The 26630-nt window shown below is 62.2% G+C and carries 23 protein-coding genes and 2 pseudogenes; 17 read left to right on the forward strand and 8 right to left on the reverse strand.

Annotated elements, in window-relative coordinates:
- Positions 1 to 41: 41 nt before the first annotated feature.
- The 9 genes from V3W40_RS15285 to V3W40_RS15325 all read left to right on the forward strand — a co-directional run bounded on the left by V3W40_RS15285 (position 42) and on the right by V3W40_RS15325 (position 10349).
- The gene (locus V3W40_RS15285; RefSeq protein ID WP_330215270.1) at positions 42 to 1652 is read left to right on the forward strand and encodes an ABC transporter substrate-binding protein; all 1611 of its coding nucleotides are present in this window, start codon (positions 42 to 44) and stop codon (positions 1650 to 1652) included.
- Positions 1653 to 1672: 20 nt separating this feature from the next.
- Positions 1673 to 2710, forward strand: a complete 1038-nt coding sequence (locus V3W40_RS15290) for an ABC transporter permease (protein ID WP_065923970.1) — start codon at positions 1673 to 1675, stop codon at positions 2708 to 2710.
- A gap of 45 nt (positions 2711 to 2755) precedes the next feature.
- A complete protein-coding gene (locus V3W40_RS15295; RefSeq protein WP_330215271.1) occupies positions 2756 to 4366 on the forward strand; it encodes an ABC transporter substrate-binding protein in 1611 nt (536 codons plus the stop codon).
- A gap of 42 nt (positions 4367 to 4408) precedes the next feature.
- Positions 4409 to 5326: an ABC transporter permease gene (locus V3W40_RS15300; RefSeq protein WP_027603510.1), complete on the forward strand. Its 918-nt coding sequence runs from the start codon at positions 4409 to 4411 to the stop codon at positions 5324 to 5326.
- Between the two features lie 14 nt (positions 5327 to 5340).
- The gene (locus V3W40_RS15305) at positions 5341 to 6180 is read left to right on the forward strand and encodes an ABC transporter ATP-binding protein (RefSeq protein WP_330215272.1); all 840 of its coding nucleotides are present in this window, start codon (positions 5341 to 5343) and stop codon (positions 6178 to 6180) included.
- An 11-nt stretch (positions 6181 to 6191) separates the two neighbouring features.
- Positions 6192 to 6968 carry an ABC transporter ATP-binding protein gene (locus tag V3W40_RS15310; RefSeq protein ID WP_065947983.1) on the forward strand — a complete coding sequence of 259 codons (777 nt, stop codon included), beginning with the start codon at positions 6192 to 6194 and terminating at the stop codon, positions 6966 to 6968.
- Positions 6969 to 7166: 198 nt separating this feature from the next.
- Positions 7167 to 8078, forward strand: a complete 912-nt coding sequence (gene kdgD / locus V3W40_RS15315) for a 5-dehydro-4-deoxyglucarate dehydratase (RefSeq protein WP_065923974.1) — start codon at positions 7167 to 7169, stop codon at positions 8076 to 8078.
- A 61-nt stretch (positions 8079 to 8139) separates the two neighbouring features.
- Positions 8140 to 8508 carry a 5-carboxymethyl-2-hydroxymuconate Delta-isomerase gene (locus tag V3W40_RS15320; RefSeq protein WP_065923975.1) on the forward strand — a complete coding sequence of 123 codons (369 nt, stop codon included), beginning with the start codon at positions 8140 to 8142 and terminating at the stop codon, positions 8506 to 8508.
- Positions 8509 to 8549: 41 nt separating this feature from the next.
- Entirely contained in the window at positions 8550 to 10349 is a 1800-nt protein-coding gene (locus V3W40_RS15325) for a glycoside hydrolase family 28 protein (RefSeq protein WP_330215273.1), read from the forward strand.
- A 934-nt stretch (positions 10350 to 11283) separates the two neighbouring features.
- Here the strand turns inward: V3W40_RS15325 and ppk2 are convergent.
- Positions 11284 to 12201 carry a polyphosphate kinase 2 gene (ppk2, locus tag V3W40_RS15330; RefSeq protein WP_065928085.1) on the reverse strand — a complete coding sequence of 306 codons (918 nt, stop codon included), beginning with the start codon at positions 12199 to 12201 and terminating at the stop codon, positions 11284 to 11286.
- A 188-nt stretch (positions 12202 to 12389) separates the two neighbouring features.
- On the opposite strand from ppk2, the gene pstS reads away from it, so the two are divergent.
- From pstS to V3W40_RS15360, 6 genes are all read left to right on the forward strand, one after another.
- Positions 12390 to 13418 carry a phosphate ABC transporter substrate-binding protein PstS gene (pstS, locus tag V3W40_RS15335; protein WP_027603516.1) on the forward strand — a complete coding sequence of 343 codons (1029 nt, stop codon included), beginning with the start codon at positions 12390 to 12392 and terminating at the stop codon, positions 13416 to 13418.
- Positions 13419 to 13492: 74 nt separating this feature from the next.
- A complete protein-coding gene (gene pstC / locus V3W40_RS15340; RefSeq protein ID WP_027603517.1) occupies positions 13493 to 14458 on the forward strand; it encodes a phosphate ABC transporter permease subunit PstC in 966 nt (321 codons plus the stop codon).
- Positions 14458 to 15369 carry a phosphate ABC transporter permease PstA gene (gene pstA, locus V3W40_RS15345; RefSeq protein ID WP_027603518.1) on the forward strand — a complete coding sequence of 304 codons (912 nt, stop codon included), beginning with the start codon at positions 14458 to 14460 and terminating at the stop codon, positions 15367 to 15369. Before pstC ends, pstA begins: the two co-directional genes overlap by 1 nt.
- 76 nt (positions 15370 to 15445) lie before the next feature.
- A complete protein-coding gene (pstB, locus tag V3W40_RS15350) occupies positions 15446 to 16207 on the forward strand; it encodes a phosphate ABC transporter ATP-binding protein PstB (protein ID WP_010210300.1) in 762 nt (253 codons plus the stop codon).
- A gap of 55 nt (positions 16208 to 16262) precedes the next feature.
- Positions 16263 to 16961 carry a hypothetical protein gene (locus V3W40_RS15355; RefSeq protein WP_330215274.1) on the forward strand — a complete coding sequence of 233 codons (699 nt, stop codon included), beginning with the start codon at positions 16263 to 16265 and terminating at the stop codon, positions 16959 to 16961.
- Complete coding sequence (locus V3W40_RS15360) at positions 16961 to 17569, forward strand: hypothetical protein (protein WP_092359166.1); 609 nt, start codon at positions 16961 to 16963, stop codon at positions 17567 to 17569. Before V3W40_RS15355 ends, V3W40_RS15360 begins: the two co-directional genes overlap by 1 nt.
- Positions 17570 to 17641: 72 nt before the next feature.
- Here V3W40_RS15360 and V3W40_RS15365 read toward each other — a convergent pair whose 3' ends face one another.
- Entirely contained in the window at positions 17642 to 17893 is a 252-nt protein-coding gene (locus V3W40_RS15365; protein WP_315872229.1) for a hypothetical protein, read from the reverse strand.
- A gap of 173 nt (positions 17894 to 18066) precedes the next feature.
- On the opposite strand from V3W40_RS15365, the pseudogene V3W40_RS15370 reads away from it, so the two are divergent.
- Positions 18067 to 18222, forward strand: a pseudogene (locus V3W40_RS15370) (C4-dicarboxylate transporter DctA); the annotation flags it as partial.
- 41 nt (positions 18223 to 18263) lie between these two features.
- Here the strand turns inward: V3W40_RS15370 and V3W40_RS15375 are convergent.
- The 5 genes and pseudogenes from V3W40_RS15375 to V3W40_RS15395 all read right to left on the reverse strand — a co-directional run bounded on the left by V3W40_RS15375 (position 18264) and on the right by V3W40_RS15395 (position 23281).
- Positions 18264 to 18611, reverse strand: a complete 348-nt coding sequence (locus V3W40_RS15375) for a BrnA antitoxin family protein (protein ID WP_330215275.1) — start codon at positions 18609 to 18611, stop codon at positions 18264 to 18266.
- Positions 18612 to 18614: 3 nt separating this feature from the next.
- Positions 18615 to 18895, reverse strand: a pseudogene (locus V3W40_RS15380) (BrnT family toxin).
- 339 nt (positions 18896 to 19234) lie between these two features.
- The gene (locus tag V3W40_RS15385; protein ID WP_330215276.1) at positions 19235 to 20575 is read right to left on the reverse strand and encodes a c-type cytochrome; all 1341 of its coding nucleotides are present in this window, start codon (positions 20573 to 20575) and stop codon (positions 19235 to 19237) included.
- A 16-nt stretch (positions 20576 to 20591) separates the two neighbouring features.
- Entirely contained in the window at positions 20592 to 22823 is a 2232-nt protein-coding gene (locus V3W40_RS15390; protein ID WP_330215277.1) for a xanthine dehydrogenase family protein molybdopterin-binding subunit, read from the reverse strand.
- Positions 22823 to 23281 (reverse strand): (2Fe-2S)-binding protein, encoded by a 459-nt coding sequence (locus V3W40_RS15395; RefSeq protein WP_330215278.1) that lies wholly within the window; start codon positions 23279 to 23281, stop codon positions 22823 to 22825. Before V3W40_RS15395 ends, V3W40_RS15390 begins: the two co-directional genes overlap by 1 nt.
- A 411-nt stretch (positions 23282 to 23692) precedes the next feature.
- On the opposite strand from V3W40_RS15395, the gene V3W40_RS15400 reads away from it, so the two are divergent.
- The gene (locus V3W40_RS15400; RefSeq protein ID WP_442962842.1) at positions 23693 to 25600 is read left to right on the forward strand and encodes a methyl-accepting chemotaxis protein; all 1908 of its coding nucleotides are present in this window, start codon (positions 23693 to 23695) and stop codon (positions 25598 to 25600) included.
- A gap of 56 nt (positions 25601 to 25656) precedes the next feature.
- Here V3W40_RS15400 and V3W40_RS15405 read toward each other — a convergent pair whose 3' ends face one another.
- Positions 25657 to 26613, reverse strand: a complete 957-nt coding sequence (locus tag V3W40_RS15405) for a 2-hydroxyacid dehydrogenase (protein WP_065947975.1) — start codon at positions 26611 to 26613, stop codon at positions 25657 to 25659.
- Positions 26614 to 26630: the final 17 nt, after the last annotated feature.

Raw genomic sequence — 26630 nt, forward strand, 5'->3', positions numbered from 1 at the left:
CCTACCAATACAAGAATAAATATAAAAAAGGCACTCTTGTTATGAGCATTTTCCCTTCGCTGTGGGCGCGGGTGTTCGTCGCCGCGCTGGCTGTCACCGCTGTACCTGCAAGTTTCGCAAAAACCCCGGCCGATCAATTGATCGTCGGCATGAGCATGATCAACCTGCTGTCCCTCGATCCGGCGGCGGCCACCGGCCTGGATGTGTCGGAGATCAACGCCAACCTCTATGACATGTTGCTGGTGCAGGACGTTGCCCAGCCGGATCGCCTGGTGCCGGCGCTGGCCGAGCGCTGGCAGGTCAGTGACGACCGCAAGACCCTGACCTTCAACCTGCGCACCGGCGTGAAATTCCAGTCCGGCAATGACCTGAGTGCCGAAGACGTTGCCTGGTCGTTGCAGCGCGTGCTCAAGCTTAACCTCGCACTGGCTTCCACCTGGAAGGCCTACGGCTTTACCGCCGAGAACGTCGAGCGCTACATGCGTGCCACGGATGCCACGACCTTCGTGATCGAGCTGCCGCGTCCGACCGACCCGCTGCTGGTGCTCAACACCCTGGCGACCTCGCCGAGTGCGTTTGTCCTTGATCGCAAAAAAGTCCTCGAACACCAGAAAAACAACGACATGGGCGCCGCCTGGCTGGTGACTCACGCCGCCGGCAGCGGTGCGTTCGTGCTCAATGACTGGCGCGCCAACGACGTGATCCTGATGACCCGTTTCGACGGGTACTGGGGCGGCCCGGCCAAGCTCAAGCGCATCGTCATGCGCAACATGACCGAGTCGCAGTCGTTGCGCCTGATGATCGAGCGCGGCGACCTGGACATCGCCAAAGGCATGTCCGCGCCGGACATCGAAGCCCTGCAGAAAAGCGACAAGGTCCGCACCCAGACCTTGCAGCGCGGCACCCTGTACTACGTAGCCCTGAGTGTGAAGCAACCGATGTTTGCCGATGCGCGTGTGCGCAAGGCCGTGCGTGCGCTGATCGATTACCAGGGCATCAACCAGACCGTCATGCCCCATTACGGCGTGATCAACCAACGGCCGCTGCCGCTGGGCCTGGCCGCACGCCTGCCGGATCCGGGTTACACGCTCAACGTCAAGCAGGCCAAGGCCTGGCTGGCCGAGGCCGGTTACCCGAACGGTTTCAAGACCACCATTCGCGTGCTCGCCGAACCGCCGTTTATCAACATTGCCTCCAACCTGCAGTCGACCCTGGCCCAGGCCGGTATCGACGCCAGCATCATCACCGGCACGGGCAACCAGATCTACGGCGCGATGCGTGAGCGCAGCTTCGACATCATCGTCGGCCGCGGCGGTGGCGGGGCGGAACGGCATCCGCACTCCAGCCTGCGTACGCTGGTGTACAACCCGGATAACCGCGATGAAGCCAAGCTGACCAACTTCCAGGGCTGGCGCACGTCCTTCTACAGCCCTGAGCTGAACCAACTGATCGAGCGCGCCGAAGTCGAGCCTGACACAGGCAAGCAACTGGCCCAATACCGCGACATCCAGGAGCAGGTCGACCGGCAGGTCGGGGCCATTTTGCCGGTCTCACAAATGACCGACACCGTGGTGGTGTACGAAGACGTGGCCGACTTCCAGGGCCATACCGCCGCGACCACGCGCTACAAAGACGTCTACAAGAAGCGCTGACCGATTATCAGGAGCTCACTATGTTTGTTATGACTGCCTCTGTCATGGGCGCTCGCGCGTCCAACACAGCCCGGCGTGCCGGTACGGTGCTGGTGACCTTGCTCGGCCTGCTGGCCCTGACGTTCATCATCGGCCGGGTCATGCCGCTCGACCCCGTGCTGGCGGTCGTCGGGCCGGATGCCGACAGTTCAACCTACGATCAGGTGTACCGGTCGATGGGCCTGGACAAGCCGATCTGGACCCAATTCGGTCTTTACCTCAACGACTTGCTCCACGGTGACTTCGGCAATGCGCTGTTGACCGGCCACCCGGTACTCGACGACATCCTGCGCGTCTTCCCCGCGACGATCGAACTGGCCACCCTGGCGATCCTGTTCGGCGTGCTGATCGGTTTGCCCCTGGGCGTCTGTGCCGCCAGCAACCAAGGGCGCCTCGGCGATCACGTGGCGCGGGTGATCACTTTGTTCGGCTACTCCACGCCGATTTTCTGGCTGGGCATGATGGGGCTGCTGGTGTTCTACGCCTGGCTCGGCTGGGCCGGTGGAGCGGGGCGCATCGACCTGGCCTACGACGGCATGGTGCCCGAGGTCACCGGCCTGCTGCTGATCGACTCGACCCTGGCACGTGACTGGGAGGCCTTCGCCAGCGCTCTGCGCCACATCGTGTTGCCGGCGCTGATCCTGGGTCTGAACTCGGTGGCGTATATCAGCCGCATGACCCGCAGCTTCATGCTCGAGCAGCTGTCCCAGGAGTACATCATCACCGCGCGGGTCAAGGGCCTTTCCCGGCGCCAGGTGGTGTGGGGGCATGCGTTTCGCAACATCCTCGTGCAGTTGCTGACGGTGGTTGCGTTGGCCTACGGCTCGTTGCTGGAGGGCGCGGTGCTGATCGAAACCGTGTTTGCCTGGCCGGGGTTCGGCCAGTACCTGACCAGCAGCCTGATGCTCGGCGACATGAACGCGGTGATGGGCTGCGTGTTGGTGATCGGCTTGATTTTCGTCGCGCTCAACCTGATCAGCGACGCCTTGTACAAGGTGTTCGACCCCCGTACCCGTTAACGCACTGCGCCGTACCGATAAAACTATAAAAAGAGGGAATTTTGCATGAAGACGGTATTTTCAACACTGCACCTTGGCCTGTTGACGGCGATGCTCGCCCTTGGGCCGATGACAACGGCCAGCGCCAAGACCCCCGTCGATCAATTGATCGTCGGCATGAGCATGGTCAACCTGTTCTCCATCGACCCGGCCAATGCGCCTGGCCTGGATGCCTCCGGCGTCAACGCCAACCTCTACGACACGCTGATCAAGCGTGACCAGGGCAACCCGGAAAAACACCTGCCGCAATTGGCCGAACGCTGGGACATCAGCGAAGACGGCAAGCAGGTGACCTTTCATCTGCGTCAGGATGTGAAATTCCATTCGGGCAACCCGCTGACCGCCGAGGACGTGGCGTGGTCGCTGTACCGGGTGATGAAGCTCAATTTCGGCCTGGCCACCACCTGGAAGGCCTATGGCTACAGCGTCGAGAATATCCAATCGCTGATCCGCGCCACGGACGCCCACACCCTGGTCATCGACCTGCCGCAGACCATGGACCCGCTGCTGCTGGTGGACTCCCTGGCGATCTCGCCGAGCGCTGTGGTAGTGGACCGCAAGACCGCCCTGGCCCATGAGAAAAACGGCGACCTCGGCGCCGGCTGGCTGGTGACCAACGAGGCCGGCAGTGGCCCCTTCGTGCTGACCAAATGGAGCGCCAACGATTCGCTGCTGCTGACCCGTTTCGACGGCTACTGGGGCGGCGCGGCCAAGCTCAAGCGCGTGGTGGTGCGGCACATGACCGAATCCCAATCCTTGCGCCTGATGCTCGAGCGCGGCGACCTCGACCTGGCCTACGGCATGGCGGCACCGGACATTCGCGCCATCGACGGCTCGGACAAGATTCAGGTGCAATCATTGCCGCGCGGCACCATGTACTACGTGGCGATGAGCATGAAGCAACCCGAGTTTGCCAAGACTCAGGTGCGTGAAGCCGTGCGCAACCTGATCGACTACAAGGGCCTGGATGAACAGGTGATGCCGTATTACGGCAAGCTCAATCAGCAGCCGATGCAGTTGGGGCTGGAAGCGCGCTTGCCGGATCCGGGCTATCACATGGATGTGGCCAAGGCGAAAAAGCTGCTCGCCGAGGCGGGTTACCCCGACGGTTTCAACACCACCATTCGCACGCTGTCGGAGCCGCCGTTTATCGACATCGCCGCGCGCCTGCAGGCGACCCTGGCCGAAGGCGGGATCAAGGCCAGCATCGTCACCGGCACCGGCAACCAGGTCTACGGCGCCATGCGCGCGCGCAATTTCGAGATCATCGTGGCCCGTGGCGCCGAGCGCTATCCGCATCCGTATTTCAGCCTGCGCACCTTCGCCTACAACCCCGATAACAGCGATGACGCCGGCTTGCCGAACTTCCAGGGCTGGCGCGCTTCATTCTTCAATCCGCAGCTCAACAGCCTGATCGACCAGGCGGGCGTGACGCGCGATGCGGCACAGCGGGTCAGCCTGTATCACCAGGCGCAGACGCTCTATGACCAGCAGGTGGGGCCGATCCTGATGATCTCGCAGATGACCGACACCGTGGTCAGCGCTGCCGACGTCAAGGGTTTCAGTGGTGACGATGCCGAGGCCACCCGTTACCTGGGTGTCTACAAGCAGCGTTGAGTGGGGCTGCGGCCCTTCAGAATTCACACAGAGAAGATGCTTATGAATGCCAATCTGTCTTCCATCGACACGGCGGCGAAGCGGCCGGTGGATCGCTCGCCGGGCTCCAGTTTCGATGCCTTCTGCAAGAGCGGCCTGCGGGTGCTGCGTCACCTGTTGCGCAACCCCATGACCCTGGCGGGCCTGCTGGTTGCGCTGCTCTTGGTGGTGGTCGCGGCCTTTGCGCCGTGGATCGCCACCCATGACCCGGTCGCGCAAAACCTCGCCACAGCCTTGCAGGCGCCGGGCTCGGCGCACTGGTTCGGCACCGACGAATACGGTCGGGATATTTTCAGTCGGCTGGTCTATGGCTCGCGGATCACGCTGTACATCATTGCCCTGGTAACCGTGATCGTCGGTCCCATCGGGCTGTTTATCGGCACCGTCTCGGGCTACTTCGGCGGAGCGGTCGACACCGTGTTCATGCGCCTGACCGATATCTTTATTTCCTTCCCCAGCCTGGTCCTGGCACTGGCCTTTATCGCCGCCCTGGGCCCTGGCCTGGAGCATGCGGTGGTGGCGATTGCCTTGACCTCATGGCCACCGATTGCGCGGCTCGCGCGGGCTGAAACCCTGTCCCTGCGCAACGCCGACTTTGTCGTCGCCGTGGAACTGCAAGGCGCGTCGCCGGCGCGGATTATCCTGCGCCATATCGTGCCGATGTGCCTGTCCTCGGTGATCATCCGCCTGACCATGAACATGGCCGGGATCATCCTCACCGCCGCCGCTTTGGGCTTTCTCGGCCTGGGTGCCCAGGCGCCGCTGCCGGAGTGGGGCGCGATGATTTCCACCGGGCGCCGCTACATGCTCGAGTGCTGGTGGCTGGTGGCGGTTCCCGGGGCGGCGATCATGTTGGTCAGCCTGGCCTTCAACCTGTTGGGCGATGGCCTGCGGGACATCCTTGATCCGCGCAGCGAATAATCGGAGAACACCTTATGTCTGCCATCAAGCTGAATGTCGAAGGGCTGAATGTGCGCTTCGTCAGTGGCCAGAAAGAAACCCACGCCGTGCGCGATGTGTCCTTTACCTTGGGGCGGGAGAAACTGGCGATTGTCGGTGAGTCCGGCTCAGGCAAGTCTACCGTCGGGCGCAGCTTGCTCAAGCTGCATCCGCCCAGCGCCAGAATCACCGCCAAGGCCATGGCGTTTGGCGAGGTCGACCTGCTCTCGGCCAGTGAAAAGGCGATGCAGAAGATTCGCGGCCAGCGCATCTCGATGATCATGCAAGACCCCAAGTACTCGCTGAACCCGGTGGTCAAGGTGGGCGACCAGATTGCCGAAGCCTACCTGGCCCACCACAAGGCCAGTCGCAGTGATGCGCGCGAACGGGTCATGCAGATGCTCGAGCAGGTGCATATCCGCGATCCGAAGCGGGTCTACAACCTGTACCCCCACGAGGTGTCCGGCGGTATGGGCCAGCGCATCATGATCGCGATGATGGTCATCACTCGCCCGGAAGTGATCATTGCCGACGAGCCCACCTCGGCCCTGGATGTCTCGGTGCGCCAGCAAGTGCTCAACGTGCTGGAAGAGTTGGTGGACCAGCAGCAGATGGGGCTGATTTTTGTCAGTCACGACCTCAACCTGGTGCGCAACTACTGTGACCGCGTGTTGGTGATGTACGCCGGGCGCGTGGTCGAATCCCTGGCTGCCTGCGACCTGCAATACGCCGAGCATCCCTACACCCGTGGCCTGCTGGCCGCGCTGCCGAGCATGGATAACCGTCGCGTGCACCTGCCGGTGCTCAAGCGCGATCCACTCTGGCTGACTCTATAAGGAACCTGACCATGCCCATGATCCAAGCGCACGCCTTGAACCTGAGTTTCGGCACCGGCGCTGCCATCAACCAGGTGCTGCACGATGTGAGCCTGAGTGTCGCCGACGGCGAATCGTTCGGCCTGGTGGGGGAGTCCGGTTCGGGCAAGACCACCGTGCTGCGCTGCCTGGCCGGGCAATACCGGCATTGGCACGGGGAGCTGAGCATCGCCGGCGCGCCGTTGCAGCACAAGATTCCCAAGGAGCACTTTCGCAAAGTGCAGATGGTCTTCCAGGACCCCTACGGCTCCCTGCACCCCAGGCACACCATCGACACCGCCCTGCGCGAGCCGCTGATTATCCATGGGGTAGGGGACAAGGACGATCGGATCAACGAGATCCTGCTCAAGGTCGGCCTGAACGACAGCTTCCGCTTTCGCTATCCGCATCAGCTGTCCGGTGGGCAGCGCCAACGGGTGGCGATTGCGCGCGCATTGATCCTTGAACCCCGCGTGTTGTTGCTGGATGAACCGACCTCGGCCCTGGATGTGTCGGTCCAAGCCGAGATCCTCAACTTGCTGGCGGACCTGCGCCAGCGCGAGAAACTCACCTATCTGCTGGTCACCCATGACCTGGGTGTGGTCACTCACTTGTGCGACCGGGTGGCGGTTATGCAGCACGGCCGGATCGTCGAGTTGCTCGACTGCCAGGCCTTGAGCCAGGACCAGGCCGTGCACGACTACACGCGCATGCTGGTGCAGGCCAGCCGTGACTTCAGCCAGGAGTCTGAGCGACGGCGAGTCGGCTGATTTCTGTAGTCATCGTATGACTATTCTTGATTGGTAACGCGCCAATTCCTATTAAATGCGATTAATGTGCTGTTTTTATTGAATTAAATCTAAAGGCCCTGAACTAAGGCACTCAGGGCTAGCTAACAATCATTTGTAGTTGTACGATGACGTACCTCTCGAGGTATCCCTTTATTTTTTGATTTGAGGTTTGCGAACATGACGCCACAAGAACTAAAAACAGTCCTGTCTTCCGGCTTGCTCTCGTTCCCGGTTACCGACTTTGACGCGGCCGGTGACTTCCGTGCCGACACCTATGCCCGCCGCCTGGAATGGCTGGCACCCTACGGCGCCAGCGCGTTGTTCGCGGCCGGGGGCACCGGGGAATTCTTCTCCCTGGAAGCCAAGGAATACACGCAGATCATCAAGACTGCGGTGGACACCTGCAGGGGCCAGGTGCCCATCCTCGCCGGGGCAGGGGGCCCGACTCGTCAGGCCATCGCCTACGCCCAGGAGGCCGAGCGCCTCGGTGCCGCCGGTATTCTGCTGATGCCTCACTACCTCACCGAAGCCAGCCAGAAAGGCCTGGTGGCCCACGTTGAGCAGGTGTGCAATTCGGTGGATTTCGGCGTGGTGGTGTACAACCGCAACCTGTGCCGTCTCAATGCCGACAGCCTCGAGCAGTTGGCCGAGCGCTGCCCGAACCTGATCGGCTTCAAGGATGGCATCGGTGAAGTCGAATCCATGGTGTCGATCCGTCGTCGCCTCGGCGATCGCCTGACCTACCTCGGCGGGCTGCCGACCGCCGAAGTCTATGCCGCGGCCTACAAGGCCCTGGGCGTGCCGGTGTATTCCTCGGCGGTGTTCAACTTCATCCCGAAAACCGCGATGGATTTCTACCGCGCGGTGGCCGCCGACGACCACGCCACCGTGGGCCGCTTGATCGATGATTTCTTCCTGCCGTACCTGGCGATCCGCAACCGTTGCGAAGGTTATGGCGTGAGTATCGTCAAGGCCGGTGCACGCCTGGTCGGCCACGACGCCGGCCCGGTGCGCGCGCCGTTGACCGACTTGCTGCCTGAAGAAGTGGAGCAGTTGGACGTGCTGATCAAGGCGCTGGGCGCGCAGTAAGCGGCCAGTCTGCGGCGTCCTGTGTGGCGCCGCTGTCCTTTCATCAACCTGAGGTTTGACCATGCCCCACTGCATCATCGATTGCCCTGCGGCCTTGGCCCAACGCATCGGCGAACACACCCTGCTGGCCACCGTACACGATGCCCTCGACAGCTTCGGCGTATTCAAGCCCGGCGACATCAAGGTGCGGCTCAACGGCTTCAGCCATTACCGCTGTGGCAGCACTCAAGATGACTTCGTGCACGTCGCCCTGTACCTGTTCGCCGGGCGCACTGCCGAACAACAGCGCAGCCTGGCTTCGGCGACGCTGGGCGCCCTGATTGAACTGCTGCCGCAGGTCGATGCGCTGTCCATGGACGTACGCGAAATGCCCCGCGAGACCTTCGTCAATCGCAGCCAATACCTCGAAGAATCCGGGCGGCAGAGGTAGCGCCCCTCGGTGTGAATACCGGCAAAAACAAGGAGAACAACATGCCGTATCAACCCTCGAAAAAAAAACCGGTGCGTTGCGCGCTGGCCCTCGTGGCGCTTGGATGCAGCCCGCTGTCATGGGCGCTGCAAGCCCCGTCAAAACTGCAGGTACCGACGCTGGCCTTTGATGACCGGCAAATCATCCTGGTGTGGGAAAAACCTGCCGAGCATGCCGGCATCAAGGATTACCGGGTCTACGCCAATGGCACGCTGCTGGGCAGCGCCAATGCCAATAATGACCAGGTGTCACCGGCCAAACCCTACATCGACCAGTTTTATCGGCAAGACACCGCCAACTTCCACCATCGCATCGGCATTCACAGCTTTACTGCCCAAGGCTTGAAGCCCGACACTGCGTACCGTTTCACCGTGCGTTCGGTGGACGGCAGCGGCAAGGAATCCGCCGACAGCGCCCCGGTGCTGCAACGCACCACCCCGGTTGCGGCGGTATTTGACGTGAAAAAATACGGCGCCAAAGGCGACGGCAGTCACCTCGATACCCAGGCGATCCAGAACGCCATCGATACCTGCACCGTCGGTTGCACAGTCTTGCTGCCTGAAGGCACCTACAAAAGCGGCGCGCTCTACCTCAAGAGCAACATGACCCTGGAGATCGCCGAAGGCGCGACCCTGCTCGGCTCCGAGCGCGCCGAAGATTACCCGCTGGCCGGCTATATCCAGTACCCGTATTCCACCACCGTGCGCCCGGCTTCGCTGATCAACGCGTTGCCCCGCGATCCACGCCAGCATCAGTCATTCGAAAACATCCGCATCGTCGGCAAGGGCACCCTCGATGGCAATGGCTGGAAGCGCAACGCCGATGTCGTCGACGAGCGTGGCCAGGCACTGCCGTTCTACCTGCCCAGTGACAATACCCGCTATGCCCAGGACGGCATCCTCGCCAAGGCGCAGGTGGAACAGGCCGTGGCACGCGGCATGAACGTCAAGGATGCCTACGGGCAGATGCGTTCCTCGCTGATTACCCTGCGCAATGTGAAGAACGTCTTCTACGGCGGCTTCACCGTGGTGAACCCGGCGTTCCACGGCATCATGAACCTGGAGACCGAAAACGTGGTGCTGGCCAACACCACCCACAAGACCTACGACGCCAACAACGGCGACGGCATCGAGTTCGCCAACAGCAAGGGCGCGATGGTGTTCAACAACTTCTTCGACACCGGCGATGACTGCGTGAATTTTGCGGCCGGCACCGGTGCCGATGCCGTGCACCAGCCGCCGCAGGAAGACGCGTGGATCTTCAACAACTACTTCCGCAAGGGCCACGGCATGGTGGTCGCCGGCAGCCACACCGGCGCCTGGATCCAGAACATCCTGGCCGAAGACAACGTGTCGGACGGCACCGATGCCGGGTTGCGCATGAAGAGCACCAACTTCATGGGCGGCGGCGCGCGCAACGTCACATTCCGCGACTCGGCGATCCGCAACACCGTCAAGCAGGCGTTCATTTTTACCCTCGACTACAACGACCCTAACGCCAAGCTCGACTATCAGCGCTCAACCATCGCGGGGCAGTTCAAGGACATCCGGGTGAGCGACGTGAGCGTCGAGAATGCCCAGGGGGCGGCGATCGAGGTCAAGGGTGATGCAGCGCACAACGCCTACCATCAGGGCCTGGTGTTCGAGCGCGTGCGCTTTCGCGGCGCGGCCAAGGCGCGTATCGATGGACTGAAAGACTCACGCTTCGACCACGTGGTCTTCAGCCAGACCGGCGCTGCCAACCCATGGCAGGTCAGCGATAGCCAAGGGCTCGTGTTCAAGGAGGTGGAGCCGACGCCGTAAGCGCAAACGTTATGGCGAATGGACCCTTGTAGTGAGCGGGCTTGCCCCGCGCTGGGCTGCGCAGCAGCCCCAAAACATAGCCCCGGAACTGTCTGGCACACTGCAGCGTTCTTATTGGGACTGCTACGCAGCCCAGCGCGGGGCAAGCCCGCTCACCACAGGTCCGGTGTTCGCTCTTAACTATCCCTGGGTGATAGCCAAGGGCTGGTGTTCAAGGAGGTGGAGCCGGCGCCGTAAGCGCAAACGTTATGGCGAATGGACCCTTGTAGTGAGCGGGCTTGCCCCGCGCTGGGCTGCGCAGCCGCCCCAAAACACAGCCCCGGAACTGTCTGGCACACTGCAGCGTTCTTATTGGGGCTGCTACGCAGCCCAGCGCGGGGCAAGCCCGCTCACCACCGGTACGGTGTTCGCTCTTAACTATCCCTGGGTGATAGCCAAGGGCTCGTGTTCAAGGAGGTGGAGCCGACGCCGTAAGCGCAAACGTTATGGCGAATGGATCCTTGTAGTGAGCGGGCTTGCCCCGCGCTGGGCTGAGCAGCCGCCCCAAAACATAGCCCCGGAACTGTCTGGCACACTGCAGCGTTCTTATTGGGGCTGCTACGCAGCCCAGCGCGGGGCAAGCCCGCTCATCACCGGTCCGGTGTTCGCTCTTAACTATCCCTGGGTGATAGCCAAGGGCTGGTGTTCAAGGAGGTGGAGCCGGCACCGTAAGCGCAAACGTTATGGCGAATGGATCCTTGTAGTGAGCGGGCTTGCCCCGCGCTGGGCTGCGCAGCCGCCCCAAAACACAGCCCCGGAACTGTCTGGCACACTGCAGCGTTCTTATTGGGGCTGCTACGCAGCCCAGCGCGGGGCAAGCCCGCTCACCACCGGTACGGTGTTCGCTCTTAACTGAACGGCGCGCTCACCACCGGGGAATCTATTGCGTCCCGCGTTAATAGACCTGCGGCACGATGATTTCCACCGGCGTCGGATTGCGCGAGTAGTCCTCCTGCCTGACCCGTTGCGGCAGCTCGATCACCGGCAGTTCCACTTCTTCATAAGGCATTTGCCCAAGCAGGTGGTGGATGCAGTTGAGGCGGGCTTTCTTTTTGTCGTCGGCCTGCACCACCCACCATGGCGCTTCGGCGATGTGGGTACGCTCGAGCATGACTTCCTTGGCCTTGGTGTACGCCTCCCAGCGCCGGCGCGACTCCAGGTCCATGGGGCTGAGTTTCCACTGCTTGAGTGGGTCGTGAATGCGGCTGAGAAAGCGCAGGTGCTGTTCCTGGTCGGAAATGGAGAACCAGTATTTGATCAACTGGATGCCGGAGCGGGCGAGCATGCGTTCGAACTCCGGTACAGTGCGGAAGAATTCCTCGTACTGGTCTTCGTTGCAAAAGCCCATGACTTGTTCGACGCCGGCGCGGTTGTACCAGCTGCGGTCGAACAGCACGATTTCACCGGCGGCCGGCAGGTGCGAGACATAACGCTGGAAGTACCACTGCGTCTGTTCGCGGTCGTTGGGCGCGGGCAGTGCGGCGACGCGGCAGACTCGCGGGTTGAGGCGCTGGGTAATGCGCTTGATCACACCGCCTTTGCCGGCGGCATCACGCCCTTCGAACAGGATCACCACCTTGGCGCCGGTCTTGACCACCCAGCTTTGCAGTTTCACCAGTTCGCCTTGCAGGCGGAACAGTTCGCTGAAGTAAATCCTGCGCGCGGCCTTTTCGGGGCTTTCCTCGACGTGCTCGTCGAACAGCGCGTTGAGGTCGTGCCCGTCTTCGGATAATTCCAGTTCCAGCTCTTCGTCACTGTGATCCAGCAGCTCTCGGTGGATGCGCTGGATCAAGGCGTCGTCTACTGCAGACATGGGAGGCACTCGCGTCGTGGGGGAGATGGCAAAGTCTTAGTCGCATTTTGTTACCAACCAATTACATCGAAATACGTGGCTGTGGCGGAAAGACGGGACGAAATAGCGGTTTGCCACCCAATTTTCATAAAAGCGTAACAAAGCTGCTGCAAAGTTCCGGGAGCCCGTAATCACAAGGATTTCCCTGAATGAAACGTCTGATGAAGTCAGCTGCACTCGCCGTTGCGGTTTCTCTAAGTGCCACCTCGGTATTTGCTGCCGAGAACGTCCGTCTGACAGGTTCTGGCGCCAGTTTCCCAGCGCCGATCTACCTCACCTGGTTCAAGGATTTCAGCAAGAAGACCGAAGGCGTCACGGTTGACTACCAGTCCAAAGGCAGCGGCGCGGGTGTACAGGACTTCCTGAACAAAACCGTGGACTTCGCCGCCAGTGACTCGGCCATGAAGGACGAAGACATCGCCAAGGTCGCCGAAGGCGTGCAGTTGCTGCCGATGACCGCAGGCGAAATCGTCTTGGCGTTCAACCTGCCGGGCAATCCTAAAGAACTTAAGTTGCCACGCGATGTGTACTCCAACATCTTCCTGGGCAAGATCACCAAGTGGAACGATCCGCAGATCGTCGCCGCCAACCCTGGCCTGAAACTGCCGGACATGCCGATCACCGTGGTCGTGCGTGCAGACTCCAGCGGCACCACAGCCGTATTCACCAAGCACTTGGCGGCCATCAACCCGCAGTTCCAGAAGGACTTGGGTGAAGGCAACACCGTCAACTGGCCAGCCAGCGACAAATTCATCAAGTCGCCGAAGAACGATGGTGTGACCGCCACCGTACGCCAGACCCCAGGCGCGATTGGCTACATCGAATACGGCTTCGCCAAGCTGGCCAAGGTTGACTTTGCCCAGTTGCAGAACAAGGCCGGCAAGTACGTGGTACCTAACGCCGAAAGCGGTGCCGAAGCCCTGGCTGCGGTGAAAATGCCGGAAAGCCTGGTGGCCTGGCTGCCGGACCCGGACGGCGCCAAGTCCTACCCGATCACGTCCTACACCTGGATGATCTTCCGCAAGGACAACGGCAACCCGGCCAAGGCCAAGGCCATGCGTGAAATGGTCGAGTACAGCCTGACCGAAGGGCAGAAAATCGCCGATTCGATGGGCTATATCCCGCTGCCGAAGTCGGTGGTCGATCAGGTTCGCAAAGCGTCTGCCAACATCCAGTAACGCTCGTGAGGCCTCTCTCGGCGGGTGCTGTCAGCCCGGCCGGGAGAGTTACCCCCCTGTTCCGGAATTAGCCAATGAACACACCGTTTGTCGTACCGGGTAACCCGGATTCTGCCTGCCAGCCACCTTCTGCGAAGGATTTCCTGGTTGATCGCACCTTCCGTGCGCTTGCGCGAATAGGCGTGGTCCTGGTGCTGGCGTTGGTGTTTGCCCTGGTGTTCGAAGTCGGGCGCAAGGCCCTGCCAGGCATGGAAAAGCACGGCTTTGACGTGCTGCTGGGCAGCGTCTGGGATGTCAACCAAGGCAAGTACGGCATTCTGCCGGCCATCTGGGGCACGCTCTACAGTGCCTTTATCGCGTTGCTGATCGCAGGTGTTTTCGGCGTCAGCATGGCGATTTTCCTCACCCAGGATTTTTTGCCGGCGAAGCTGGCGGCGGTGTTTCGTACCATCGTCGAACTGCTCGCGGCCATCCCCAGCGTCGTTTACGGCCTGTGGGGCATTTACGTGGTCATCCCGGCGATCCGGCCGTTGACCGCATGGTTGAACACTGAACTTGGCTGGATCCCCTTTTTCGGCACGTCCCTGAGCGGGCCGGGGTTGCTCCCGGCGGCGCTGGTGCTTGCAATCATGATTCTGCCGACCATCGCCGCCGTGTCGCAGGATGCGCTCACCGCCGTGCCGATGAAAACCAAGCAAGCCGCCTACGGCATGGGGACCACCCACTGGGAAGCGATTCTCAAGGTGATGGTGCCGTCCGCCGCCACCGGCATCTTCGGTTCCCTGGTGCTGGGCCTGGGCCGCGCACTCGGTGAAACCATGGCCCTGGCCATGCTGGTGGGCAACGCCAACAACATCTCGCTGTCGTTGTTCGCCCCGGCCAACACCCTGGCGGCCTTGCTGGCGCTGAACTTCCCCGAAGCCGGGCCGAACGAGATCGAAGTATTGATGTACGCCGCACTGGTGCTGATGTTGATCACGCTGATCGTCAACATCTTCGGCTCCATGATCATGATGTACGCCCAACGGGGTAATAAGTGATGACTGACCTCACTGCTGCAACTGACCTGACGTCCCCCGCAGGCGCAATGCCCAGCCTCCAGCGCCGGTTCGAAGGCCGTGCCCTGCGCAGCCTGGTGTTGACCACCCTGGTCTGGGCGGGCGCGCTGCTGGCCAGCGTACCGCTGATTTCCGTGCTCTACATGCTCATCACCCGCGGCGGTGCGCGCCTGAGCCTTGAAGTGTTCACCGAGCTGCCGCCCACCGGTTTCGAGACCGGCGGCGGTTTCGGCAACGCGATGGCCGGTACCTTCGTGATGGTCGGCATTGCCGCTGCCATCGCCGTGCCGGTCGGCATCATGGCGGCAATCTTCCTCGCCGAACTGGGCCCGGACAGCAAGCTGGCGAACGCCGCGCGTTTTGCCGCGAAGATGCTCACCGGCCTGCCGTCGATTCTGGCCGGTGTATTCGCCTACGCCCTGGTGGTGATGACCACCGGCACCTACTCGGCCCCGGCCGGTGGCGTGGCACTGGCGGTGCTGATGCTGCCGATCGTGGTGCTGACGGCTGAAGAGTCGATGCGCATGGTGCCCAAGATCATGAAGGACGCCGCCTACGGCATGGGTTGCACCCGCTCCCAGGTGATCTGGAAAATCGTCCTGCCCACCGGCCTGCCGGCAATCCTCACCGGCGTGATGCTCGCCGTGGCCCGCGCCGCCGGCGAAACCGCGCCGCTGTTGTTTACCGCGCTGTTCAGCAACTACTGGATCTACCACGACGGCAGCCTGGCGGTGATGAACCCGACGGCCTCCCTGGCCGTGCTGATCTACAACTTCTCCGGCATGCCCTTCGACAACCAGCTTGAACTCGCATGGGCGGCGTCGCTGGTACTGGTAATGATCGTGCTGGTCGTGAATATCGTGAGCCGTATCTTCGGCAAGCCAAAGTATTGAAAACGGGAGCATCTGAATCTTGAACGTATCAACTGCGCAAATAGCCGCTCCGTTTGTCACCCAGGCGCCTGTGGTCATGGACTGCAAGCTGGACAAGATCTTCTACGGCAACTTCATGGCCGTGCGTGACAGCCATGTGCCGATCGAAAAGAACAAGATCACCGGCTTCATCGGCCCTTCCGGCTGCGGTAAAAGTACCGTGCTGCGTAGCCTCAACCGCATGAACGACCTGGTCAAGGGCTTCCGTTTCGAGGGCCATGTGCACTTCCTCGGCCAGGACGTCTACGGCAAGGGCGTGGACCCGGTGGTCGTGCGCCGCTACATCGGCATGGTATTCCAGCAGCCGAACCCGTTCTCGATGAGCATCTTCGACAACGTCGCCTTCGGCCTGCGCCTGAACCGCTACAAAGGCGACCTGGGCGACCGCGTCAAGCACGCCCTGCAAGGCGCCGCGCTGTGGGATGAGGTCAAGGACAAGCTCAAGGTCAGCGGCCTGTCGCTGTCCGGTGGCCAGCAGCAACGCCTGTGCATCGCCCGTGCCATCGCCACCGAGCCGGAAGTGCTGTTGCTCGATGAGCCGTGCTCGGCGCTTGACCCGATCGCCACGCGCCGGGTCGAGGAGCTGATGGTCGAGCTGAAGAAGGACTACACCATCGCCCTGGTGACCCACAACATGCAGCAGGCCATCCGCGTGGCCGACACCACGGCGTTTTTCTCGGTGGATATTTCCCAGGGCACGCGCACCGGCTACCTGGTGGAGATGGGCCCGACGGCGCAGATCTTCGAGAACCCGCGTGAACAAATGACCGGGGACTACATCAGCGGCAAGTTCAGCTGATGCCCCTGCGGGAGCTGGGATGCTCCCGTATTTTCAACTGCTTATGGGAATGCCGATGCCTGCAACACGAAGCCTTGATTTGCCCGCGATTGAACGCGCACTGCGTGAGGTGCAACAGCGCTTTGCCGAGCTCAGCCGGGACTTTACCGAGCCGCGCGACCCGTTGACCGACGAAGTGCTGCACAACGTGCTTGAAGGCTACGCGCTGATTGACGACTATGTCGCGCGGGGCGTCGACCTGTTCGACCTGCAGCAGCTGGACCTGATGCTGGAGATCAACGCCACCGTGCTCTGTGGCAGCGACCCGGCACGGCGCCTGGAATACGCCCACCACCTGGCGGCGACCGAAGAACACTTCTTCAACAATGTCGAAGGTGGCATCAAGGACTTGTACAACTGGTACTGCGCGTATCGCAGTGAATCAGTCTGGAAGCGCGCCGCCGGGGTGTATGTACGCATCCTCAGCAAGCCGCAGCTGTTCATTGAAGGCAACAACCGCAGCGGTTCGCTGATCGTCAGCTATTTGCTGATGCGTGCAGGCCTGCCGCCGTTCGTGCTGACGCTGGAGAACGCCGAGGGCTACTTCAACCCTTCGTCGGTGATCCGCAACTCAGCCAAACATGGAGTCAAGGCGTTGTACGAATTGCCCAAGATCAAGAAAAAATACGCCGCCTTCCTGGAAGAACAGGCGCCGGATCCGCACAAGTTTTTTCTCAAGGACCCGCGCCAGCCCGTTTTTCAAGGAGGCCATTGATGAGCGGTTCTCCGGTATTTGCCAGGGCAGGGCGGGTCCTCCAGCGCATCCTGCCGATGCAGCAGCGCCCGCGTATCCGTATTTCCTTCGATATCGACGACACCCTGGCCTGCCAGCTGCACCACTGCGACGTCGAGCCGAGCCGGCTGCCGGCCTGCGTGCACCGTTGGCTGGGTGAGCCCTTGCGGATCGGCACGCGTTCCCTGACCCGTGAGCTACGTCGCCAGGGCTGCAGCATCTGGGTCTACACCTCGTCCGGTCGCACGCCGTCGTATATCCGCCGCTGGCTGATGCTCTACGGCATCCGCGTCGACGGTGTGGTCAACAGCGTGCTGCACAACCATGCCCTGACGGCACGCGGGCTGTCGAACGCACCCTCGAAATTCCCCCCGGCCTTCGACATCGACCTGCATGTGGATGACTCCGAAGGCGTGCGCAGTGAAGGCCATGACCACGGTTTTCGCGTGGTAGTGGTGGACCCTCAGGACGAAAACTGGGCGCAGCGGGTGTTGGAGGCCGTAGCGCAGGTCCAGGCTCAGTTGGCCTGGCAGCAGCCGCTCCGGTACAAAAAGACAACACGGCAGCGCGCGGAGGTTTTTTCTTCCTGAGGCGCTGTGAAAACCCAGAAAAGCCACTCGAACGAGTGGTTTTTTTGTCTTGCCGCAGCGCCCCGAGCGGCCTCAGTCGGAGCGCGCAGCCTCCATGCCGCGCCGGATCCGCATCAGGTCCTGATACGCCTCGGTGCGCTTTGCATCGGCTATCTGTTTCGCTTCGGTAAAGCGCAGCCAGTCACCGGCATCGGCCAGGCTGCTGCCTATGATGGCGTAGGCCTGTGTTTCCAGGCGGTCGGCCTCGTAGAACAGCTCGGTGTTCCTGGCCAGCTCTGCTTCCCAGCCGGTGTGTTTCGACGCTTCACGCATATTCGCTGCCATGGCCTTCACCCCAAGGTCGTCATGTGCGAGCGAAGAGTGCAGGGGCCTGATCAAGGCCGCCGGGTTCGTAGCTCGCGTAGGAGCGACACAAGCCGTTCTCGTGTCTGATAGGTCCTTCAGTGTTGATGGATAAACGTGGGGGTTCGTTCAAATTAGTTCGGAGGGCGGACCGCACCCTCGGCTCGATCTATGTGATACCGGCAGCAGGTCTGGTGCTGGTACTGGGCGTCTACCGGTTTATCTCCGAAGGCGGTGCACTGATCAATGTGATCGGCAACGGCGTGGCCACCCAGTTCATTGCCCGCTGGGATGGGGCGCTGGACCATTAGCCACTCAAGCGGGAGTTGGGGTCGGTCGCAGAAAGCCTTGGTCAATCGGCCGGTTTGGCTGTGCCCAGCACGCGATTCAACTCGCCAGCGACAGCGATGAGTTGTTGTTCCAGTGCTTCAACTTCAGAGAGGCTAATGCCATTGTTGATAACTTGCAGGGTTTTAGCCCGCTTCTTTGGGGCGGGCGCCAGATTGTGTGCGTGTTGCGAAATCAACGCCTGACGCAACAGATTGTTGATCACGGTTTGATAGCCCGTACCGGCGCTTTCTGCGCGTTCACGGGCGGCATCGATAACCGCATCGTCAAGCATGATGGTGATGCGGGTCTTGCCTTTGTTGCTGGCGACAGCACCGCGTTTGCCGTGGGTGAAATCGTATTCGTCTTTCATTGTTCAAGCCTCCAGATAACGGCGCCGTTCATTTTTTGATGCGGCCTGGCGCTGATAACGCGTACGAAATTCGGATCGCGGTAAGTGTATGTCACTACCAAAATTCGTCCCCTCGCGTCAGTGCCCATGGTCACCCAGCGCTCTTCACCGTGATCGTGGTCTTGTATCGTCAGGGCGATCTCATCGTTGAACACCGGTTCTGCGTCCGCCAGGCTTATGCCCTTGTGCTTCTGCTGATTGGCGATGTTTTTTGCCTCATCGTATTGAATCCTGAACGTCTTCATTATGCATACTTTATATGTATGAAAAAGCGGTTGAAGGAACCGTCAGTCAGGAAGATGGCCAGCCATAAATAGCGGTAGTGTGAATTTGCCATGTTCCGCTCGGTCAGTTGGGTCTCGATCTTGCTGAGGTTGCCAACATATTTCCGTGCGTAATGGTTAATCCGTTACGTAGAAGGATTCTGTTTTGATTGTCGGAAGAGGCGAGCTTGAACAGGTGAGTAATCGGACAGATCAACGTTCGCGGGGCCGGATCAATACTAAGTTTGTTCACATCAACCCTTATTCCCCGGCATGCTCATTTCACTGACCACGCCGGGGAAAAGATCAGGACAGCGACTTTTAACGCATATGCAAAATAATCGGACTGCTGCTGGCCGGGTCGGTATGCCCGCGCAGCTTGCCGACTGCCGTGGCGTCGACCGCCTCTGCGTGGTTACCCCAGGTGCTGCGCACGTAGGTCAGCACCTGGGCGATTTCCGCATCGGACAGTTGCTCACGAAACGCCGGCATGCGGTAGGCGTCCGGTACGCCGGCGGCGACTACCCGCTGTGAGCCGTTGAGGGTGATGTTGATCGCCGAGGCACTTTCCTTGGCCAATGCCGAGGTGGCGCCGGCCAGGGGCGGCATCCATTCGGGCTGGCCCTTGCCGTCCGGGCCATGGCAGGAGGCGCAGCGGGTCGCGTAGGTGTGGGCACCGGGGACGTCCTGGCGTGTATCGGCGGCTACGTACTGCCAGGGCGTGCCGTCACGCTGTGGGTCGCCGGGCAGTGACTTGAGGTAACGCGCGATGGCGGCCAGGTCGGCGTCTTCCATGAACTGCGTGGAGTTGTTGAAGGCTTCGGTCATCGAGCCGTAGACCACCGCATGGGCGTTGCGCCCGGTCTTGAGGAACTGCACGATCTGCGGCTCGCTCCAGCGCCCCAGGCCGGTGTTCGGGTCCTGGCGCAGGCTCGGTGCGTACCAGCCGTCGAGCAGGGCGCCGGCTAGGAACGGCTTGCCGGATTCGTCCAGGGCTTTTTCGTTGAAGGCCAGGCCGCGCGGCGTGTGGCAGCTGCCGCAGTGGCCAGGGCCTTGGACGATGTAGGCGCCACGGTTCCATAGCGCGTCCTGGTTGGGTTTGGCCGCGTAAGTGGCGGTCGGCGCGAAGAGGCCGTTCCACAAGGCGATGGGCCAGCGCAGATTGAGCGGCCAGGGAATATCGCTGGGGATGTTGGGCTCGTTGGCCGGTTGTACGCCTTGCATGAAGAACGCATACATCGCGCGTATATCGTCGTCGCTGAGTTTGGCGTAAGACGGGTAGGGCATCGCCGGGTAGAGCCGGCGACCGCCCGGTGCGACGCCGTGGCGCACTGCACGGTCGAAGTCGGCGAGGCTGTAGGTGCCGATGCCGTGGGTGCGGTCCGGGGTGATGTTGGTGGCGTGAATGGCGCCCAGCGGCGTGGCCATTTCCAGGCCCCCGGCGAAGGGCGCCTTGCCCGGCAGGCTGTGGCAGGCGACGCAGTCACTGAGGCGGGCGACATACTCGCCGCGACTGACCTGTGCGGGGTCGACGCTGGCGGCTTGTTCCTGCGCGAACGGGGTGGCGGGCTGGCGGGTGACATACCAGGCCAGCAGGGCTGCCGCGAGCAGGCAGGGCAGCGCCAGCCAGCCTGCGGTTCTTACGAATCGACGGTTGTTCATGGGCGGTCTCGCTCGGTTAGCTGAAGGTGTGTCGGCTTAATGGCAGGCTGCGAACACGCTGGCCGGTCAGCTGCGCCACCGCATTGACCACGGCCGGCGCCACAGCGGGGAGCGGAGGCTCACCGATGCCGCCCATCTTCTCGCCACTCTCGACAATCTTCACGTGCACCTGCGCCATCCGTGAGGGCGGCAGGATCGGGTAGAGGTCGTAATTGCGCGCCCGTGGCTTGCCGTCCACGTACACCGCTTCTTCCAGCAAGGTTTGCGAGAGCCCCAGGGCCACCGCGCCATTGACCTGAGCTTGCACAATCGCCGGGTTGACGATGCTGCCGGGGTCGATGGCTTCCCAGATGTGGTGGACCTTGACCTGGCCGTTTTCAATCGACACTTCGGCGATCACTGCCGCGTGGGAGCCGAACGGCGAGGCCATGGCCACGCCACGGGCGCGCCGGGTACCGTCTTCGGCAGTGTAGGGGCCCCGTTTCCAGCCACCGGACAACTCGCCCACGGCCTTGAGCAGGGTGGTCAGCCGTGGGTTGTCGCGCAGCAGGTGCAGGCGCAGCTCATAGGGATCGCGGCCGCCTTTGTCCGCCAGTTCATCGAGGAACGCTTCGTAGAAGAAGTCATTCAGCGAATTGCCCACCGAACGCCAGTAACCGAGCATGGCCGGGCCCTTGACGTAGATCTGCGCGATGCGTTTGTTGGGGATGGCGTAGCTCTTGCCCGACAGGCCTTCAAGGGCGGTGGGGTCGAGTTTTTCGCCCTGCTTGCCAGCGATGGCCTCGGTAGGGCCTTCGGTGGCGCTCACCGCTTCGATCGCCACCGGCAGGCCGTCGGCGTCCAGCGCGGCGCGGAACTTGACCACCGCGACCGGGCGCAACACGTCGCGCAGGAACTCTTCCTCACGGCTCCAGATCAGCTTGATCGGACGGCCCACCGCCTTGGCCAATGCAATCGCCTGCGGGTAAGGGCTGGCCGAGTCATACAGGAAGTGTCGGCCGAAAAACCCGCCCAGCAGCGGCGAGTGCAGGGTCACTTGCGCGGGGTCGAGCCCGGCGCGCTTGGCGATGTCGGCGCGGAACATATCGGGCGCCTGGTTGGGCAGCCAGATCTCCAGCGAACCGTCGGGGTTGAAGCGCGCCAGGGCTGACGGTGGTTCCAGCTGGGCATGGTTGAGGTATTGGTTGTGGTAGGTGGCCTCGACCTGGGTCTTGGCGTTCTTCAACGCGCCGGCCACATCGCCTTCGTTCTCGTCGTCACGCGCCGGACCTTGCTGGGCCGCGAGAAAATCGCGAAAGCCGTCGCTGGAGAAATCCGCGGGCATGCCGCGCACTTTTGAGTCGGCCGTCGGTTCCTGCCAGTCGACCTGGATCGCCTCCACCGCACGCTTGGCGTGCCACCAGCGTTCGGCCACCACGGCCACCGCACCGGGCAGCACATGCACCGAGTGCACGCCTTTCATGGTTTCGACCTGGGATTGGTTACGCAGGCTGCCCACGGTCATGCCCAGGCGCGGCGCGTGCTGCACGGCGGCGTGGAGCATGCCGTCGACCTTGATGTCGATGCTGTACTGCGCCTTGCCGGTGGATTTGTCATAGGCATCCAGGCGCTTGACCGGCTTGCCGATCCAGCGGAACTGGCTCGGGTCGCGCAGGGTGATGCTGGCCGGGTCGGGCACCGGCATGTCCAGGGCGCGGCCGGCCAACTCGCCGTAGCCCAGGGAGCGCCCGGAGGCGGCGTGCACCACGCGGCCAGGCTGGGTGGTCAGTTGGGCCACCGGCACACCAAGCTGCTCGGCGCCGGCCTGCAACAGCATGGCGCGGGCGAGGGCGCCCAGGCGGCGCATGACCGGGTAGCTCATGCGCACCGACATGCTGCCGCCGGTGATGCGCATGCCGTTGTCCATCACCACATAGGCCTCACCGGGTGGCGCGGCTTCGACGATAAAGGTGGCAGGGTCGGCATCCAGCTCTTCGCCGACGATCTGCGCCATGGCGGTGTGGGTGCCTTGGCCACCTTCCATAAAGGGGCTGAGCAGGCGCACCGTACCGTCCGGGCGAATCTCCAGGAATGCCGGCACCTGGGTGCCGCGTTCTGTGGCGGCAGCGGCCTGGACTCGGGCCGAGCCCAGCGGCAGGCCAAAACCGATGACCAGCGCACCCACGGCCGTGCTGGCCAGGAAGCGTCGACGCGACAGGTTGATCGGCTCGCCCAGGGAGAGGCCGGGGATGACGTCAGGCGTGTTCATCAGGCGCACTCCTTCCCGGCGGCCAGGTCATGCATGGCGGCATGGATGGCGTTGTAGGTGCCGCAGCGGCACAGGTTGACCATGGCCGCATCGATTTGCGCAGTGGTCGGCGCGGGGGTGTGCTTGAGCAGCGCGGTGGCTGCCACCACCTGCCCGGACTGGCAGTAACCGCATTGCGCCACCTGATGTTCGACCCAGGCACTGACCACCCGCTTGCCGACTGCATCGGCTTCGATGGCCTCGATGGTGGTGATCTCACGCCCGACCACCCCGGCCACCGGCGTGACGCACGAGCGCACGACATTGCCGTCCACCAGCACCGAGCAGGCGCCGCATTGGGCCAGGCCGCAGCCGTACTTGGTGCCGGTCAGCCCGAGGTCATCGCGGATCACCCACAGCAGCGGCGTGTCCGCGTCGGCGTCGACCTGATAGGTTTTTTGGTTGATGCGTAATTCCATGGCTGGCTCACCTGCTGATCATCGGTCGGGATGGCGTGTTTCTTATAAGAAAGGCGATGGGCGCCCATTGTCGAACTCTAGATCAGGGCACAAGGGCCATCTACGAAAAAACCGAATATTCGGAGGATCAGGCAAGTATTCGAGAGGATTGAGTCAGTCAATCAAGGTGGTTGATCAACACAGGGGCCGGCAGCCGATTGGTTTGTGAGGGTTTATTGATCTGGGTCAGTACAACCCCCTATTGGCTCCAGATGGCCGTCCGAGAGCGGTAGCGCTGTTTTCATGGGTGATATTATGGCGCCACTATCTTGGCGTGACAGGCGCCAGTCTGATCCATGGACATGAGGCTTTAGGGAAATGCTTAAGAACGCTCCGCTGCGTCTGAAACTGTTGTTGATTCTGCTACTGCCCATGCTCGGGTTCCTGACCCTGGCCGGCGTGTTTGTGGTGGACAACTACAAAACGCTGCGTGACATGAACACCACGGTGATGGCCAGCGCCACCGCCCAGAAGTTGAGCCAGTTGATTACCACCTTGCAGCGTGAGCGTGGTGCCAGTGGCGTGTTCCTCGGCAGTGGCGGCAAGTCCATGGGCGAACGAATGGTGCAGATGCGCAGGGACTCCAGCGCGGCCGTCGAGGTGGTGCGCGGTTTGTCCACCTCCGGCGGTGCGAACCTGGACAACGTCATGCGGGCCCTGGACCAGTTGCCGGCGATGCGCGGGCAGGTCGATAAACTGAGCATCAACAGCACCGAATCCGGCGCGCGGTATACCGAGATCATTCAAGTGCTGACCGGTTACACCCATTCCCTGGAAGCGAGCGTCAACAACGCGACCATCGTCTACGCCCTGGGGGCCCTGAATCAATTTATCGAAATGAAAGAGCGGGCCGGGCGCGAGCGCGTGGTGCTGGGCCTGGTCTTCAGCCAGGGGCATTTCGATGAGGCCCTATTGTCGCGCTTCAGCCGCAACCTGGGCGAGTTCGGCGCCTATTACGATGCGTTCCGACGCAAAGCGCCCGCGGCCTCGCTTGCGCAGTTCGATACGCAAATGCAGCAACCGGCCGCCGTCGAAGTCGCCAAGTTGCAGCGCCTGGCGTTTGAGGTGCCGATGGGGCAGGCGCTGGGGATCAAACCCGAAGCCTGGTTTGAAACCTCTACCCAACGCATTGACCTGATGAGCCAAGTGGAGGAAGCCCTGGGCCAAAGTGTCAGCAGCCTGGCGATGCACGAGCGGGATGACGCCCGCCGCGCCCTATGGTTGACCGTTGGCGCAGTGATCGTGTCCCTGTTGGCGGTGGCGGTGTTGTCCTGGCTGATCATCCGCATGATCGATTCGGCGGTGCGCGACCTCAACCGCGTGCTCAATGACCTGGCACAGCGCGATCTCACCGCGCGGGCGACTTATGACAGCAAGGACGAATTCGGTCAGATCTCGCGCAACCTCAACCGCATGGCGCAAGAGATCAGTGGCGTGGTGCAGGAAATCGGCAACGCCACCGCACAGGTTGCAACGGCGGCGGAGGAGTCTTCAACCGTGACGATGCAGACCAGCCAAAGCGTCGAGCAGCAGCGCCAAAGCACTGAACTGGTGGCCACGGCGATCAACGAAATGAGCGCCACCGTGCGCGAGGTGGCGCACAGCACCAACGATGCGGCGCAACTGTCGCAACGGGTCAATACCAGCACCACCCAAGGACGTACCGAGATCGAAGGCACCATCACGCTGATCCGCCAGCTCTCGGGGCAGGCCGAGGACACCGCGCTGATCATTGGCGAACTCAAGCAGGAAAGCGATGGGATTTCCTCCGTGCTCGACGTCATTCGCGGCATTGCCGAGCAAACCAACCTGCTGGCCTTGAACGCGGCCATCGAGGCGGCGCGGGCAGGGGATCATGGGCGCGGATTTGCCGTGGTGGCGTCCGAGGTACGGGTACTTGCCCAGAAGACCCAGGAGTCCACGGGGAACATTCAGCAGATGATCAGCAACCTGCAAAGTGGTTCGGATCGGGCGAGCTCGTCCATGCAGGAGACCTTGGGCAAGGCCCAGGACGGTGCACGCAAGGTCGAACGTGCGGGTGAGTTGTTGTTGGAGATCGCCGAAGGCGTGGCCAGTATCAGTGATCGCAACCTGCAGATTGCTTCGGCGGCTGAAGAGCAGACTGCGGTTTCAGAAGACATCAACCGTAACGTCAACGAGATCAACGACCTGGTCATCCAGGTCAGTGCCGGCGCCGAGCAAACCGCAATCACCAGCCAGGAACTGGCGCGGCTGGCCGAGCACCAGCAGCGTCTGGTCAATCGTTTCAAAGTGGCGTGAGGCGGTGGTGAGGGGGCTTTGATCGTTCCCACGCGCAGGTGGGAACGATCAAACGCTCAATCCGTCACACAACCCTGGGGTTTTTTCCCGGCGAAACTGTCCAGCAGGCTCGCCACCACCATGTCCCCCATGCGCGTGCGGGTTTGCAGCGTCGCGCTGGCGCGGTGGGGTTGCAGCACCACTTGCTCATTGGCGAAGAGCGCCTCGGGAACATTTGGCTCGTCGACAAACACGTCCAGGGCCGCCCCCGCGATCTCACCGGCGGCCAGCGCGGCTACCAGGTCAGCCTCGTTGACCAGCTTGCCGCGTGCCACGTTGATCAAGTAGCCGTCCTTGCCCAATGCCTGCAACACCTGGGCGTTGATAATGGCTTCAGCCTGGTCGGCGGCGGCGGCCAGGATCAGCGCGTCGCTTTGGCTGGCCAACTGTTTCAGGTCGGCGATGAAGGTATGGCTCACATCGCTCATCGGCTGCAGGTCGGTGTAGCAGATCGGGCAACCGAAGGCCGCCGCTCGAGTGGCGACTGCCCGCCCGACCCGACCCATGCCGACGATGCCGATGCGCATGCCGGACACCTGGCGCGCCAACGGCAAGGGCGCCAGCGGTGTCGGACTCTGCGGCCACTGGCCCGAGCGCACATAGCGATCACTGGTGCACAGCCCACGGCACACGGCGATCAGCAAGCCGATGGCCAGGTCGGCGACGTCCTCGGTCAGCGCGCCGATCGTTGCGGTCACGCGGATCCCGCGATCCCGGGCATACGCCAGGTCCACCGCATCGGTGCCCACGCCGTTGACCGCCACCACTTCCAATCTCGGCAGTTGCGCCATCAGCGCCTGGCTGATGCCGGTATGCCCGCCGGTGATCACCCCGCGAATGTTCGCACCGTGTTCCTGTAAATAAGCCGGCTTGTCGGCCTGCTGGAAGTAACGTCTGACGGTAAACAGCTCATCGAGCCGCGCGTTGATTTCAGGGATCAGGATAGGGCTGAGCTGCAAGACTTCTGGTTTCATTGGGAACCTCGTGTCAC

This window comes from Pseudomonas sp. AM8, from assembly GCF_036346475.1.
GTDB lineage: Bacteria > Pseudomonadota > Gammaproteobacteria > Pseudomonadales > Pseudomonadaceae > Aquipseudomonas > Aquipseudomonas marginalis.

Excerpts from the sequence above, each read along its gene's own strand:
- V3W40_RS15285 (WP_330215270.1), top strand. The coding sequence starts at position 42 with ATGAGCATTTTCCCTTCGCTGTGGGCGCGGGTGTTCGTCGCCGCGCTG.
- V3W40_RS15290 (WP_065923970.1), top strand. The coding sequence starts at position 1,673 with ATGTTTGTTATGACTGCCTCTGTCATGGGCGCTCGCGCGTCCAACACA.
- V3W40_RS15295 (WP_330215271.1), top strand. The coding sequence starts at position 2,756 with ATGAAGACGGTATTTTCAACACTGCACCTTGGCCTGTTGACGGCGATG.
- V3W40_RS15300 (WP_027603510.1), top strand. The coding sequence starts at position 4,409 with ATGAATGCCAATCTGTCTTCCATCGACACGGCGGCGAAGCGGCCGGTG.
- V3W40_RS15305 (WP_330215272.1), top strand. The coding sequence starts at position 5,341 with ATGTCTGCCATCAAGCTGAATGTCGAAGGGCTGAATGTGCGCTTCGTC.
- V3W40_RS15310 (WP_065947983.1), top strand. The coding sequence starts at position 6,192 with ATGCCCATGATCCAAGCGCACGCCTTGAACCTGAGTTTCGGCACCGGC.
- kdgD (WP_065923974.1), top strand. The coding sequence starts at position 7,167 with ATGACGCCACAAGAACTAAAAACAGTCCTGTCTTCCGGCTTGCTCTCG.
- V3W40_RS15320 (WP_065923975.1), top strand. The coding sequence starts at position 8,140 with ATGCCCCACTGCATCATCGATTGCCCTGCGGCCTTGGCCCAACGCATC.
- V3W40_RS15325 (WP_330215273.1), top strand. The coding sequence starts at position 8,550 with ATGCCGTATCAACCCTCGAAAAAAAAACCGGTGCGTTGCGCGCTGGCC.
- ppk2 (WP_065928085.1), bottom strand. The coding sequence starts at position 12,201 with ATGTCTGCAGTAGACGACGCCTTGATCCAGCGCATCCACCGAGAGCTG.
- pstS (WP_027603516.1), top strand. The coding sequence starts at position 12,390 with ATGAAACGTCTGATGAAGTCAGCTGCACTCGCCGTTGCGGTTTCTCTA.
- pstC (WP_027603517.1), top strand. The coding sequence starts at position 13,493 with ATGAACACACCGTTTGTCGTACCGGGTAACCCGGATTCTGCCTGCCAG.
- pstA (WP_027603518.1), top strand. The coding sequence starts at position 14,458 with ATGACTGACCTCACTGCTGCAACTGACCTGACGTCCCCCGCAGGCGCA.
- pstB (WP_010210300.1), top strand. The coding sequence starts at position 15,446 with ATGGACTGCAAGCTGGACAAGATCTTCTACGGCAACTTCATGGCCGTG.
- V3W40_RS15355 (WP_330215274.1), top strand. The coding sequence starts at position 16,263 with ATGCCTGCAACACGAAGCCTTGATTTGCCCGCGATTGAACGCGCACTG.
- V3W40_RS15360 (WP_092359166.1), top strand. The coding sequence starts at position 16,961 with ATGAGCGGTTCTCCGGTATTTGCCAGGGCAGGGCGGGTCCTCCAGCGC.
- V3W40_RS15365 (WP_315872229.1), bottom strand. The coding sequence starts at position 17,893 with ATGGCAGCGAATATGCGTGAAGCGTCGAAACACACCGGCTGGGAAGCA.
- V3W40_RS15375 (WP_330215275.1), bottom strand. The coding sequence starts at position 18,611 with ATGAAAGACGAATACGATTTCACCCACGGCAAACGCGGTGCTGTCGCC.
- V3W40_RS15385 (WP_330215276.1), bottom strand. The coding sequence starts at position 20,575 with ATGAACAACCGTCGATTCGTAAGAACCGCAGGCTGGCTGGCGCTGCCC.
- V3W40_RS15390 (WP_330215277.1), bottom strand. The coding sequence starts at position 22,823 with ATGAACACGCCTGACGTCATCCCCGGCCTCTCCCTGGGCGAGCCGATC.
- V3W40_RS15395 (WP_330215278.1), bottom strand. The coding sequence starts at position 23,281 with ATGGAATTACGCATCAACCAAAAAACCTATCAGGTCGACGCCGACGCG.
- V3W40_RS15400 (WP_442962842.1), top strand. The coding sequence starts at position 23,693 with ATGCTCGGGTTCCTGACCCTGGCCGGCGTGTTTGTGGTGGACAACTAC.
- V3W40_RS15405 (WP_065947975.1), bottom strand. The coding sequence starts at position 26,613 with ATGAAACCAGAAGTCTTGCAGCTCAGCCCTATCCTGATCCCTGAAATC.